General features: G+C 71.8%; 12 protein-coding genes. 9 read left to right on the top strand and 3 right to left on the bottom strand.

The window, feature by feature from the left end; genetic code table 11:
- Positions 1-60 precede the first annotated feature (60 nt).
- From ACZ462_RS07890 to ACZ462_RS07905, 4 genes are read left to right on the top strand one after another with little or no spacing between them, the layout of a single operon-like run.
- Positions 61-909 (top strand): helix-turn-helix domain-containing protein, encoded by an 849-nt coding sequence (locus ACZ462_RS07890; RefSeq protein WP_467806814.1) that lies wholly within the window; start codon positions 61-63, stop codon positions 907-909.
- Positions 906-1,163 (top strand): DUF397 domain-containing protein, encoded by a 258-nt coding sequence (locus ACZ462_RS07895; protein WP_467806816.1) that lies wholly within the window; start codon positions 906-908, stop codon positions 1,161-1,163. Before ACZ462_RS07890 ends, ACZ462_RS07895 begins: the two co-directional genes overlap by 4 nt.
- Positions 1,156-2,415 (top strand): hypothetical protein, encoded by a 1,260-nt coding sequence (locus ACZ462_RS07900; RefSeq protein WP_467806818.1) that lies wholly within the window; start codon positions 1,156-1,158, stop codon positions 2,413-2,415. The genes ACZ462_RS07895 and ACZ462_RS07900 overlap by 8 nt, the downstream gene beginning before the upstream one ends.
- Positions 2,405-2,839 (top strand): GNAT family N-acetyltransferase, encoded by a 435-nt coding sequence (locus tag ACZ462_RS07905; protein WP_467806820.1) that lies wholly within the window; start codon positions 2,405-2,407, stop codon positions 2,837-2,839. Before ACZ462_RS07900 ends, ACZ462_RS07905 begins: the two co-directional genes overlap by 11 nt.
- A gap of 13 nt (positions 2,840-2,852) precedes the next feature.
- Here the strand turns inward: ACZ462_RS07905 and ACZ462_RS07910 are convergent, their stop codons facing one another.
- The 3 genes from ACZ462_RS07910 to ACZ462_RS07920 form a co-directional block, all read right to left on the bottom strand.
- Positions 2,853-3,749 carry a phosphatase PAP2 family protein gene (locus ACZ462_RS07910; protein ID WP_467806822.1) on the bottom strand — a complete coding sequence of 299 codons (897 nt, stop codon included), beginning with the start codon at positions 3,747-3,749 and terminating at the stop codon, positions 2,853-2,855.
- Between the two features lie 68 nt (positions 3,750-3,817).
- The gene (locus ACZ462_RS07915) at positions 3,818-4,864 is read right to left on the bottom strand and encodes a LacI family DNA-binding transcriptional regulator (RefSeq protein WP_467806824.1); all 1,047 of its coding nucleotides are present in this window, start codon (positions 4,862-4,864) and stop codon (positions 3,818-3,820) included.
- Positions 4,865-4,889: 25 nt separating this feature from the next.
- On the bottom strand, positions 4,890-6,518 hold the full coding sequence (locus ACZ462_RS07920; protein ID WP_467806825.1) for a glycoside hydrolase family 13 protein: 1,629 nt from the start codon (positions 6,516-6,518) through the stop codon (positions 4,890-4,892).
- Between the two features lie 222 nt (positions 6,519-6,740).
- Between ACZ462_RS07920 and ACZ462_RS07925 the strand changes: the two genes are divergently transcribed.
- From ACZ462_RS07925 to ACZ462_RS07945, 5 genes are read left to right on the top strand one after another with little or no spacing between them, the layout of a single operon-like run.
- Entirely contained in the window at positions 6,741-8,015 is a 1,275-nt protein-coding gene (locus ACZ462_RS07925) for an extracellular solute-binding protein (protein ID WP_467806827.1), read from the top strand.
- 8 nt (positions 8,016-8,023) lie between these two features.
- Entirely contained in the window at positions 8,024-9,055 is a 1,032-nt protein-coding gene (locus ACZ462_RS07930) for a carbohydrate ABC transporter permease (protein ID WP_467806829.1), read from the top strand.
- A 2-nt stretch (positions 9,056-9,057) separates the two neighbouring features.
- Entirely contained in the window at positions 9,058-9,954 is an 897-nt protein-coding gene (locus ACZ462_RS07935) for a sugar ABC transporter permease (RefSeq protein WP_467806831.1), read from the top strand.
- A 50-nt stretch (positions 9,955-10,004) separates the two neighbouring features.
- Positions 10,005-11,645, top strand: coding sequence for a glycoside hydrolase family 13 protein (locus tag ACZ462_RS07940; protein ID WP_467806832.1), 1,641 nt, complete (start codon positions 10,005-10,007; stop codon positions 11,643-11,645).
- Positions 11,633-12,658 carry a LacI family DNA-binding transcriptional regulator gene (locus ACZ462_RS07945; protein WP_467806834.1) on the top strand — a complete coding sequence of 342 codons (1,026 nt, stop codon included), beginning with the start codon at positions 11,633-11,635 and terminating at the stop codon, positions 12,656-12,658. Before ACZ462_RS07940 ends, ACZ462_RS07945 begins: the two co-directional genes overlap by 13 nt.
- Positions 12,659-12,874: the final 216 nt, after the last annotated feature.

Below are 12,874 nucleotides of genomic sequence, written 5' to 3' on the forward strand. Positions count from 1 at the left end.
TGTACGGCTGCTGTCCACGGCAGTTGCGTGCTGTCCTGACGGTCCCCGCGGAGGTGGGAAGTGAACACAGACGGCGCCGACGAGTCGAGCTGGGAACTCGACCCGGAGGACGAATCGGGGGCGGTGATCGCCGCGGTGGGACGCCAGTTGAAAATGTGGCGCGAGGCCGCGGGCCTCGACCGCGCCAAGTTCGGCCAGCGGATGGGATACGGCCCGAACCTCATCTACAAGATCGAACGCGGCACCCGCATTCCCCGCCCGGAGTTCCTGGACAAGGCGGACGAGGTCCTTGGAGCGGGCGGGAAAATCGCCGCGATGAAGGTCGATGTTCAAAAGGCCCGCTATCCCAAAACCGTTCGCGATCTGGCCAAGTTAGAGTCAGAGGCGGTTGAGCTCGGCGCATACGGCAACCACAATCTGCACGGACTGCTCCAGACCGAGGAGTACGCCCGGGCGCTGTACGAGATTCGGCGGCCGGCCTACTCGCCCGACGAGGTTGAGCGTCATGTGTCGGCGCGGATGGCTCGCCAGTCCATGTTCCATCGGCAGCCAGCCCCGGCAATGACCTTCGTGCTGGAGCAGGTGATCCTTGAGCGTCGGCTCGGCGGGTCGGGGGTCCTGCGTAGGCAGTTGGAGCGGTTGTTGGAGATCAGCTCTATGCGCAACGTCGAGATCCAAGTGATGCCGACGGCCTCCGAGGACCACGCCGGGATGGGAGGCCAGATCCAGGTGCTGAAGCTGCGAGGTGGGTCGACGGTGGGCTACGTCGAAGCACAACTGATGAGCCGGCTGGTGACGGACCCCAAGGACATCCAGATCCTCGAACTGCGGTATGGGATCATCCGTTCGCAGGCTCTCAGTCCGCGGGAGTCGCGCCTCTTCATCGAGAAAGTGCTGGGAGACACATGAGCATCACGCCCTCGGGCCGCGGCCCTTCCGCACTGACGTGGGTCAAGAGCAGCTACAGCGCAAGCGACAGCAACGATTGCGTCGAGGTCGCCTGGACCAAGAGCAGCTATAGCACTGCTGACGGCCCCGATTGCGTAGAGGTGGCCCACCTCACCGGCACCGTCCTCGTCCGGGACTCCAAGGTTCCCGACGGCGGCCGGCTCGCCATGGCTCCGGCCGCCTGGGCCGGGTTCCTGGCATCCGCCGTTGCTTAGACGCCTGCGCGAGCCCCGCGGCGCGGAGGCGGCCGTGCAGGCCGTCCTCCGCGAGCGGTGGCCGGATCCGGCCGCCTGGGCGGCGGTCGTCGAGGCGGCCTGCGGCCCGCCCGAGGACCGGTGGAGGGCCGGGGACGCGGTCATGCAGGGCCGGTTCGCGCTCGCCCCGTACGCGGACCGCCTGGCCCGCCGCCTAGGCCGAGGCCACCTCGGCGTCGGCAACGAATCCCAGTGGGACGTCCAGATGCTGGCCCTCGCCCTGGCCGGGACGGGCGATGTGCGAGCCATGCCGGCCCTGAGGAACCTGTCCGCGGCGGACTGGTTCCTCATCGACGCGCGTCCCCTCGCCGTGCTGCCCGCCGCCGACCTGCTCCCGCTGGTGCGGGCCGAGCTGCGGCACACCCGCATGTCGACCTCCGACCTGCTCCGCGTCCTCGCCGAGCTGGGCGCGGCCGCCGCCCCGGCCCTGCCCGAGGTGGTCCCGCACCTGGAGCGGGAGTGCGCCTACGACGCCGCCCGCGTCCTCGGCCGGATCGGGCCTCCGGCTGCCGCGGCCGCGGGCCGGCTGGCGGAGTTCGCGACGGGCGCCGCGCGCCCGGAGGGCCTGTACGGCCCGGAGGCCGCCCGCGCCTGGCACGGGGTCCGCATGGCCGCCTGGGCGCACTGGCGCACCACCGGCGACGACACCCTCCTCCGACGGGCCTGCACCGCCGACCTCGCGGCAGGGCGCGGCAGCCGGGTACTGCCATACCTGGCGGACCTCGGCCCGGCCGCCGCCGGGCACGCCGACGCGGTGCGCGCCCTGACGGGTTCGCCGGGCTCCTGGACCCGGGTCGCGGCCGCGTACGCCTGGTGGCGGATCACGGGCGATCCGGAGCCCGCCGTGCCGGTGCTCCTCGAGGGAGTCGGTCCGGACTTCGACGGCCACCCCGCGGACGTCACCCCGACCGCGGTCCGGCACCTGGGCGCGATCGGCCCGGCCGCCGTCGCCGCGGTGCCGGTGCTGGTCCGGCTGCTGGAGCGGGAGGAGCGGGTCCGGGAGCCGTGGGAGCGGAAGCGGATCCTGGTGGACGACGACTTCACCCGCACCCTGGCCGAGGCCCTGACCCGGATCACCGGGGCCGTCCCCGACGCCACACCGCCGGCCGTCCTCCCCTGGCTCACGGGCACGGGACCCGTCCCCGTCTCGGATCCCGGGATATCCCCTGCCCCGCGCCTGCGCGGCCTGCTTGGATGGCGCGATGAGCACTGACGCGCTGCCCGACGGGTACGAGATCTCCGCCGACCCCTCCCGCCTCGACGTGCCCCGGATCCACCGCTGGCTGTCGGAGGACGCCTACTGGGCGCTGGGCCGCAGCCGGGAGAAGCAGGAGGCCGCCATCGCCGGCTCCCTGAACTTCGGGGTGTACGACAGCGCCTCGGGCGAGCAGGCGGCGTACGCCCGGGTGGTCACCGACCGGGCCACGTTCGCGTGGCTGTGCGACGTGTACGTCGATCCGGCCGTGCGTGGCAAGGGCCTCGGCGGGGCGCTGGTGGGGGCGGTGCGGGCGCACCTGGAGCCGTTCGGGCTGCGCCGGATCCTCCTCGCCACGGCGGACGCGCACGAGGTGTACGCCCGGCAGGGCTTCGAGCCGCTCGCGTTCCCGCAGAAGTGGATGGCCCTCGGGCAGCAGTAGGCGCCCGGCAGTGTCAGGTGCGCGGCGCGCGGAACCGGTTCAGCAGGGCGGCCGTGGCCGGGTGCGGGCCGGTGTGGAGGGGGTGGCGGGGCAGCCGGTGCGGCATGTCGCCGTACCAGGCGCGCGAGACCGCGTAGCCGAACGCGAGGCAGATCATGCCGCCGACCGCGTCCAGCCAGAAGTGGTTGGCGGTGGCGACGATGACGACGAGCGTCGCCGTCGGGTAGAGGAGGCCCAGCACGCGGGCCCACGGGACGGTCGCCACCGCCCAGATCGTCAGCCCGCACCAGAGCGACCACCCTATGTGCATGGACGGCATGGCGGCGTACTGGTTCGACATGTTCTTGAGGTTGCCGGAGGCCATCGAGCCCCAGGTGTGGTGGACGAGCACCGTGTCGATGAAGTGCTCGGTCTCCATCAGCCGCGGTGGCGCCAGCGGGTAGAAGTAGTAGCCGACCAGGGCGACACCCGTCGTCGCGAAGAGCACGAGGCGGGTCGGCGCGTACCGGCCCGGGTGGCGGCGGTAGATCCACGCCAGGACGCCGAGGGTCACCACGAAGTGGAGGGTGGCGTAGTAGTAGTTCATGCCGACGACCAGCCACGTCACCGAGTTCACGGTGTGGTTGACGGTCTTCTCCACGGCGATGCCGAGGGCCTGCTCCAGGCGCCACAGGAAGTCGGCGTTGGCGAGGGCGACGGCCTTCTGCTCGGGCACCGCGTTCCGGATGAGCGAGTACGTCCAGTAGCTGACCGCGATCAGGAGGATCTCGAACCAGATCCGCGGGCGGCGGGGTGCCCGGAGGCGGCTGAGGAGGTCGGGCCGGGTCTGCGGCGGGGCCGCCGCGTCGACGGCAGCGGGCGTCGAGACATCCGTCCGGGTTTCCAGTGTCTTCACGCTCGCTTCAGCCATGGGACGAGAGTCTGCCAGATGCCTTCCCGCCTACGATCATCCCGCGGAAGCATCCTTGCCGCGGCCGCTCAGCCTTGAGGACGAGACGGGCCCCTGGTCTGCCCGGGGCCGGACGCGGTGGACCCGCGGACCACCAGTTCGGGCAGGAACACGAACTCGGTGTGGGGGGCCGGGGTGCCGCCGATCTCCTCCAGCAGCGTCCGCACGGCGGCCTGCCCCATGGCCTGTACGGGCTGGCGGATGGTCGTCAGCGGCGGGTCGGTGAACGCTATCAGGGGGGAGTCGTCGAAGCCCACCACGGAGACGTCCTGCGGGACCCGCAGGCCCTGCTGGCGGGCGGCCCGGATCGCGCCGAGCGCCATCATGTCGCTCGCGCACACGACGGCGGTGCAGCCGCGGGCGATGAGCGAGGTCGCGGCTGCCTGCCCGCCCTCCAGGGAGTACAGGGAGTGCTGGATCAGCTCCTCGACGGCCTCCTCGTCGAGGCCGAGGCGCTCCTTCATCCCGAGGCGGAAGCCCTCGATCTTGCGCAGGACGGGCACGAACCGCTTGGGGCCGACGGCCAGCCCGATCCGGGTGTGGCCGAGCGCGGTCAAGTGGGTGACGGCCAGCTGCATCGCCGCCCGGTCGTCGGGGGAGACGAAGGGAGCCTGGACCTTCTCGGAGAAGCCGTTGATCAGGACGAACGGTACGCCCTGCGCGCGGAGTTGGTCATACCGGCCGGTGTCGGCGGTGGTGTCGGCGTGCAGGCCGGACACGAAGATGATCCCGGAGACGCCGCGGTCGACGAGCATCTCCGTCAGCTCGTCCTCGGTGGACCCGCCGGGGGTCTGCGTCGCGAGGACGGGCGTGTACCCCTGGCGGGTCAGCGCCTGGCCGATGACCTGGGCGAGCGCCGGGAAGATGGGGTTGTCCAGCTCGGGGGTTATCAGCCCGACGAGGCCCGCGCTGCGCTGCCGCAGCTTCACGGGCCGCTCGTAGCCCAGCACGTCGAGCGCGGCCAGCACGGACTCGCGGGTGCCTGCGGCCACACCGGGCTTGCCGTTGAGCACGCGGCTGACTGTGGCTTCGCTGACCCCCGCCTGGGCTGCGATGTCGGCAAGCCGTGCGGTCACGGGATTGGACTGTACCGGTCGCACGTCACAAAGCCCACCAGGTGCACGAATCCTGCGGCAGGCGGACCGAGCGGCCGTCCGTCTCCACGGGGGCGCTGGAGAGGACCGGGCGTCCCGGCGACGGCAGCTCCACCACCGTCCCCCGCCCGTTGAGGGTGCAGGCGAAGCCGGGCCGGGTGAAGAGGAGCACCCCCTCCGGGGACGGCTGCCACACCAGCGGGCCGGCGTCGGGGGAGCCGAGGCCCGGCAGGGCCCGGCGCAGCTCCAGGGCGGCCCGGTACAGCTCCAGCGTGGAGTGCGGGTCGCCGGTCTGCGCGGCCACGCTCAGGCCGGCCCAGTCCCGGGGCTGCGGCAGCCAGCTCCCGGCCGGGCCGAAGCCGTACGGGGGCTCCTGCCCCGACCAGGGCAGCGGGATCCGGCAGCCGTCGCGCAGCCCGTCCTGCCCGGCGGTGCGCAGGAACGCAGGGTCGCGGCGGACCTCGTCGGGCAGGTCGGCCACCTCGGGCAGGCCCAGCTCCTCGCCCTGGTAGAGGTACGCCGACCCGGGCAGCGCCAGCATCAGCAGGCCGGCGGCCCGCGCCCGCGCCAGGCCCTGCGCGCCGCCGCCGTAGCGGGTGACGTGCCGGACCACGTCGTGGTTGGAGAGGACCCACGTGGTGGTGGCGCCGACCGCGGCGGTCGCGGCGAGCGACTCGTCGATCACGGTCCGCATCAGGGCCGGGTCCCAGGGGCAGGTCAGGAACCGGAAGTTGAACGCCTGGTGCATCTCGTCGGGGCGGACGTACAGGGCCAGGCGCTCCGAGGTGGGCGCCCAGGCCTCGGCGACGCCGATGCGGTCGCCGCCGTACTCGTCGAGGAGGCGGCGCCAGGAGCGGTGGATGTCGTGGACGCCGTCCTGGTCGAAGAACGGCAGCGCCTCGGTCCCGATCAGGGTGGCCTGGGCGCCGCGGCCGATGTCGGGCAGGCCGGGGGCCTTGACCATGCCGTGGGCGACGTCCACGCGGAAGCCGTCGACGCCGAGGTCGAGCCAGAACCGCAGGACGGAGGCGAACTCCTCGGCGACCTCCGGGTGCTCCCAGTTCAGGTCGGGCTGCTGCGGGGCGAACAGGTGCAGGTACCACTCGCCGCCGGGGGCGCGGGTCCAGGCGGGGCCGCCGAAGACGGACTCCCAGTCGTTGGGCGGCACCATCCCGCCGGGGCCGCGGCCGGGGCGGAAGTGGTAGCGGGCGCGGGCCGGGCCCCCGGGGCCCTCGGCGAGCGCCTCCCGGAACCAGGGGTGCCGGTCGGAGGTGTGGTTGGGGACCACGTCGACGATGACCCGCAGGCCCAGCGCGTGGGCGGCGCCGACCAGCTCCTCGGCGTCGGAGAGGGCCCCGAAGAGGGGGTCGACGGCCCGGTAGTCGGCGACGTCGTACCCGCCGTCGGCCTGCGGGGAGACGTAGAAGGGGGTCAGCCAGACGGCGTCCACGCCCAGCCGGGCCAGGTGCGGGAGCCGGGAGCGCACCCCGCGGAGGTCGCCGACGCCGTCGCCGTCGCTGTCCGCGAAGGAGCGGACGTACACCTGGTAGATGACGGCATCGCGCCACCAGCCGACGCTTTCGGTGGTCTTGCTGGAAGCGCTTGCAAGCCGGGGGGCGGTCAGCTCATGGGTCATACCGGGGTCAACGCGGCGACACCGCCCCTGGTTGCGCGCCTGACGACCCGAAGGAAGTTCGAACGGCCAGCAAGAGGCGGCAACCGTCCGGACACACGGATGTAACGATCCCCCGTCCTTGCAGAAAATTGCCGCAAGCTCTTTCGGTCAGCTTTCAGGCTTGTTACGTTCCCTGCAACTCGGGACCGCGAGGGCGCGGCCGGGATCATCGAAGGAGTTCATATGCGGCGTGGCATAGCGGCCACCGCGCTGGTCGCGACCCTGGCGCTCGCGGCGACGGCTTGCGGCGGTGACACCAAGGACGACGGCGGCGCGACCAAGGCGGGCGGGGAGCTCTCCGGCACGGTCACGTGGTGGGACACCTCGAACGATGCCGAGAAGGCCAGCTTCCAGAAGATCGCCGAGGCGTTCACCGCGAAGCACCCCAAGGTCACCGTCAAGTACGTCAACGTGCCCTACGGTGACGCGCAGAACAAGGTCAAGAACGCCTTCAGCAGCGGCGCCGAGGCCCCGGACGTGATCCGCGCCGACGTCGGCTGGGTCGCGGACTTCGCCTCCCTCGGCTACCTCGACGAGGTCCCCGCCGAGACCGCGAAGAAGGTCGACGCCGAGTTCCTGCCCCAGGCCGCGGCCAGCGGCAAGTACGAGGGCAAGACCTACGCGGTCCCGCAGGTCATCGACACCCTCGGCCTCTTCTACAACAAGAAGATGCTCGCCGACGCCGGCGTCCAGCCCCCCAAGACCCTGGAGGAGCTGAAGGCCGCCTCGGCCGCGATCAAGGCGAAGACCGGCAAGGCCGGCCTCTACCTGCGCGGCGACGACTCCTACTGGTTCCTCCCGCTGATCTACGGCGAGGGCGGCGACCTCGTCGACGCGAAGAACAAGACGGTCACCGTCGACAACGAGGCCGGCGTCAAGGCCTTCAAGACGGCCCGCGACCTCGTCACCTCCGGCGCGGCGATCACCAACGCCACCGACGGCTGGAACAACATGCAGACGGCCTTCAAGTCCGGCGAGGCCGCCATGATGATCAACGGCCCGTGGGCCGTCGCCGACAGCTACTCCGGCGAGCAGTTCAAGGACAAGTCGAACCTCGGCGTCGCCGCCGTCCCGGCCGGCTCCGTCAAGGCCGGCGCCCCGCAGGGCGGCCACGACCTCGCCGTCTACGCCGGCTCCAAGAACCGCGCCGCCGCGCACGCCTTCGTCGAGTACATGACCTCGCAGGAGGTGCAGGTCCAGTCCGCCAAGGAGCTCAGCCTGCTCCCGACCCGGACCGCCGCCTACGAGCAGCCCGACGTCAAGTCCAGCGAGATGGTCCAGTTCTTCAAGCCGGCCGTCGACAAGGCCGTCGAGCGCGCCTGGATCCCGGAGAACGGCTCCCTCTTCGAGCCGCTGAAGGTCGAGTACACGAAGGCGATCACCGGGGCGTCCAGCCCCGAGGACGCGGCCAAGGCCGCCGGCGCCGAGTTCCGCAAGATCCTCAAGGGCTGGAAGTAAAGAAGACCATGGCTGCTCACACCAGCCAGTCTGTGGCGAAGGCCGCGGGCGACGAGACCGACGTCGCCCGCGGCCGGAGCCGCAGGACTGACGGGCCCCAGCGCGCCGCGAACCGCGGCGGGCTCAAGCGTGCTTTCGCCACGCACTGGTACGCCTGGGCGATGGTCGCCCCGGTCGTGCTCGTCCTCGGCATCATCATCGGCTGGCCGCTCGTCCGCGGCGTCTACCTGTCGCTGACCGACGCCAACGAGCGGAACGTCGCCCGCACGATCGGCGCCAACCACATCGAGGCCACGTACACGTTCGTCGGACTCGACAACTACGCGGCCGTCCTCGGCGACCCGGTGTTCTGGCAGCGGCTGGTGTGGACGGTGGTGTGGACCGTTGCGTGCGTGACCGTCACCTTCGCGCTCGGCCTCGCCCTGGCGAACATGCTCAACCGCGAGTTCAAGGGCCGCGCCTTCTACCGCATGGCGCTCATCCTGCCCTGGGCCGTCCCCGGGTTCGTCTCCGTCTTCGCCTGGCGGTTCCTCTTCAACCGCGACAACGGCATCCTCAACAAGCTGCTCGACGGCGGCGGGATCGCCGCGATCCCGTGGCTCGACGACCCCACCTGGGCCAAGCTCTCGGTGATCACGGTCAACGTGTGGCTGGGCATCCCCTTCATGATGGTCGCCCTCCTCGGCGGCCTGCAGTCCATCCCGGGCGAGCTCTACGAGGCCGCCGAGATGGACGGCGCCACCACCTGGCAGCGGTTCCGGCACATCACCCTGCCCGGACTGCGCTCGGTCAGCATGACGGTGATCCTGCTCTCCACCATCTGGACCTTCAACATGTTCCCGGTGATCTTCCTGCTGACGCGGGGCGGACCGGGCGACTCCACCGAGATCCTGGTGACCCAGGCCTTCCGCGAGGCCTTCGTGGCGAGCCCGCGCGACTTCGCCGGCTCCGCGACCTGGGGCGTGCTCATCCTCGCCCTCCTCATGATCTTCGCGCTGGTCTACCGGCGCGCGCTGCGCAAGCAGGGAGAGGTGTGGTGACCATGGCCGCCTCCACGACCACGGCCCCGACCGAGGCCGGGAAGACCGCCGCGACCCCCGGGAAGGTCCGCGCGCGCGGGCAGCGCTCGCCGCTCGCCTCCTTCGGGCTCCACGCGACGCTCGCCGTCGCCGCCGTCGTCGCCGTGTTCCCCGTGCTGTGGGTCCTGCTGACCTCGCTCAAGCCCGCCCAGCACGCGATCACGACCGACTTCGTCAAGGACCCCACCCTGGAGAACTACCGCTACCTGGTGGAGGAGACCTCCTTCTTCACCTGGTTCGGCAACTCCCTGCTGGTGGCAGGCATCACCACCGTCCTCGGCGTGTTCATCGCCGCGACCACCGGCTACGCCGTCAGCCGGTTCCGGTTCCCCGGCATGAAGCCCCTGATGTGGACCCTGCTCATCACGCAGATGTTCCCCATGGCCATCCTCATCGTCCCGCTCTACAACCTCATGGGACAGCTCGGGCTGCTCAACCAGCCCGTCGGCCTGATCATCACCTACCTCACCATCGCGGTGCCCTTCTGCGCCTGGATGATGAAGGGCTTCTTCGACACCATCCCCGCGGAGATCGACGAATCCGGACGCGTCGACGGGCTCACCCCCTTCGGCACCTTCTGGCGGCTCATCCTGCCGCTGGCCCGCCCCGGCCTGGCCGTGACCGCCTTCTACTCCTTCATCACCGCGTGGGGAGAGGTCGCGTACGCCTCCGCCTTCATGGTCGGCGACGAGAACCTCACCCTCGCCGGCGGCCTGCAGACCTTCGTCACGCAGTACACCGCCAACTGGGGTCCCATGACGGCCGCCTCGGTCCTCATCGCGATCCCCGCCGCCCTCTTCTTCGTCTTCGCCCAGCGTCACCTCGTCGCCGGGATGACGGCGGGCGCCACCAAGGGCTGACCACCCGGCTCCCGCCCCCACACACCCCCGGCCCGACCCTCAAGGACGTCATGACCCAGCACCTCGCCGAAACACTCCACACCCCGACCGGCACCCTGCCCGGTTGGTGGAGAGACGCGGTGATCTACCAGGTCTATCCGCGCAGCTTCGCCGACTCCAACGGGGACGGCATGGGGGACCTCGAAGGCATCCGCAGCAGACTGCCCTACCTCAAGGAGCTGGGCGTCGACGCCGTCTGGCTCAGCCCGTTCTACGCCTCCCCGCAGGCGGACGCCGGATACGACGTCGCCGACTACCGGGCCATCGACCCCATGTTCGGCACCCTCCACGACGCCGACGCCGTGATCCGCGACGCCCACGAACTGGGCCTGCGCATCATCGTCGACCTCGTCCCCAACCACTGCTCCGACCAGCACGACTGGTTCAGGCAGGCCGTCCGCGAAGGCGCCGGCTCCCGGCTGCGCGAACGCTTCCACTTCCGCCCCGGCAAGGGCGAGAACGGCGAACTCCCGCCCAACGACTGGGAGTCCATCTTCGGCGGCCCCGCCTGGACCCGCGTCGCGGACGGCGAGTGGTACCTGCACCTCTTCGCGCCCGAGCAGCCCGACTTCAACTGGGAGCACCCGGCCGTCCAGGACGAGTTCCGCTCCATCCTGCGCTTCTGGCTGGACCTCGGCGCCGACGGCTTCCGCGTCGACGTCGCCCACGGCCTGGTCAAGGCCCCCGGCCTGCCCGACATCGGCTCCGGCGACCAGCTGAAGCTCCTCGGCAACGACGTCATGCCGTTCTTCGACCAGGAGGGCGTCCACGAGATCTACCGCTCCTGGCGGCGGATCCTCGACGAGTACGAGGGCGACCGCGTCCTCGTCGCCGAGGCCTGGACCCCGACCGTCGAGCGCACCGCCCTGTACGTCCGCCCCGACGAGATGCACCAGGCGTTCAACTTCCAGTACCTGACGGCCGGCTGGAACGCCGGGGAGCTGCGCGAGGTCATCGACGGCTCGCTCGCCGCGATGCGCCCCGTCGGCGCCCCCACCACCTGGGTGCTGTCCAACCACGACGTCACCCGGCACGCCACCCGCTTCGCGAACCCGCCCGGCCTCGGCACGCAGCTGCGCGAGCAGGGCGACCGCGAGCTGGGCCTGCGCCGCGCCCGGGCCGCCACGCTGCTGATGCTGGCGCTGCCCGGCTCCGCGTACGTCTACCAGGGCGAGGAGCTCGGCCTGCCCGACGTCACCGACCTGCCCGACGAGGTGCGCCAGGACCCGTCGTTCTTCCGCGCGGCGGGCCAGGACGGTTTCCGCGACGGCTGCCGCGTCCCGATCCCGTGGTCCGGCACCGAGGCCCCGTACGGCTTCGGCGACGGCGGCAGCTGGCTGCCCCAGCCGGCCGAGTGGGCCGAGCTGAGCGTCGAGGCGCAGACCGGCGACCCGGACTCCACGCTGGAGCTGTACCGGGCCGCGCTGCGGATCCGCCGCGAGCACGCCGGCCTCGGCGCCGGAGACGCGGTCGAGTGGCTGCCCGCGCCGGACGGGGTGCTGGCGTTCCGCCGCGGCGGGTTCGTCTGCACCGTCAACACGACGGCCGAGCCGGTCGCACTGCCCTCCCCGGGGACCGTGCTGCTGGCCAGCGCCGTCCTCGAAGACCCGGGCACTCTGCCCGCCGACACGGCGGTGTGGTGGGAGGAGTGACCAGCGGGGACACACCCCTCCGGCTGACGGACATCGCCGCGCAGGCCCAGGTCAGCGAGGCGACCGTCAGCCGGGTCCTCAACGGAAAGGCGGGCGTCGCGGCCGGCACCCGCCACAAGGTGCTGGCCGCGATGGACCTGCTCGGCTACGAGCGGCCCGTCCGGTTGCGGCGCCGCAGCAACGGGCTGGTCGGGCTGCTCATACCCGAGCTGACCAACCCGATCTTCCCGGCGTTCGCGCAGGTCATAGAGCAGGCGCTGGCCGGCCACGGCTACACGCCGGTGCTGTGCACGCAGACGCCCGGCGGGGCCACGGAGGACGAGCTCGTCGAGCAGCTGGAGGCGCGCGGCGTCACCGGGATCGTGTTCCTGTCCGGCCTGCACGCCGACTCGCACGCCGACCCGGCCCGCTACCAGCGGCTCGCCTCCCGCGGTGTGCCCTTCGTGATGATCAACGGCTTCAACGAGCAGGTGAACGCCCCGTTCATCTCCCCGGACGACCGGGCCGCGGCCGACATGGCCGTCCGGCACCTGGAGGCCCTCGGGCACCGGCGGATCGGCCTGGCGATCGGGCCGACCCGTTACGTGCCGTCGGCCCGCAAGGAGCAGGGCTTCACCGCGGCCGTGCCGGGGGCGGAGGCCGAGGGGCTGATCCAGCGCACCCTGTTCACGGTCGAGGGCGGCCACGCCGCCGGCGTCGCCCTCCTCGACCGGGGCTGCACCGGCATCGTCTGCGGCAGCGACCCGATGGCGCTCGGCGTGATACGGGCGGCCCGGGCGCGCGGGCTGCGCGTCCCCGAGGACGTGTCGGTCGTCGGGTTCGACGACTCGCCGCTGATCGCCTTCACCGACCCGCCGCTGACGACCGTCCGCCAGCCGGTGCGCGCCATGGCGACCGCCGCGGTCGGCGCGCTGCTGGAGGCGGTCGGCGGGACGCCCGTCCAGAGAACCGAATACATCTTCCAACCGGAGCTGGTGGTCCGGGGCTCGACGGCCCCGCCGCCGCGCACCTGAAAGCTCGGGGCCGACCCCCGAGACCCCGCCCGGCGCCGGGGCCCCGATCACGGGGTCCCGGCGCCGCCATGTCCGGGGCCTGCGGGGCCGGGCCGGGCCGACCGGGGCCTACTGGCCGGAAACAATTCTGCAATCTCTTGCGCAAAGTCTTGCAACACGCGGGGGCGGCCCCTACGGTCGCCAGCAATCCCCACCTCTCCCGCCAGGAGGTCCCCG

This window comes from Streptomyces sp. NPDC031121 (assembly GCF_055570615.1).

Coding starts and splice junctions, on each gene's coding strand:
- ACZ462_RS07895 (WP_467806816.1), top strand. CDS start 906: ATGAGCATCACGCCCTCGGGCCGCGGCCCTTCCGCACTGACGTGGGTC.
- ACZ462_RS07905 (WP_467806820.1), top strand. CDS start 2,405: ATGAGCACTGACGCGCTGCCCGACGGGTACGAGATCTCCGCCGACCCC.
- ACZ462_RS07910 (WP_467806822.1), bottom strand. CDS start 3,749: ATGGCTGAAGCGAGCGTGAAGACACTGGAAACCCGGACGGATGTCTCG.
- ACZ462_RS07920 (WP_467806825.1), bottom strand. CDS start 6,518: ATGACCCATGAGCTGACCGCCCCCCGGCTTGCAAGCGCTTCCAGCAAG.
- ACZ462_RS07925 (WP_467806827.1), top strand. CDS start 6,741: ATGCGGCGTGGCATAGCGGCCACCGCGCTGGTCGCGACCCTGGCGCTC.
- ACZ462_RS07930 (WP_467806829.1), top strand. CDS start 8,024: ATGGCTGCTCACACCAGCCAGTCTGTGGCGAAGGCCGCGGGCGACGAG.
- ACZ462_RS07935 (WP_467806831.1), top strand. CDS start 9,058: ATGGCCGCCTCCACGACCACGGCCCCGACCGAGGCCGGGAAGACCGCC.
- ACZ462_RS07940 (WP_467806832.1), top strand. CDS start 10,005: ATGACCCAGCACCTCGCCGAAACACTCCACACCCCGACCGGCACCCTG.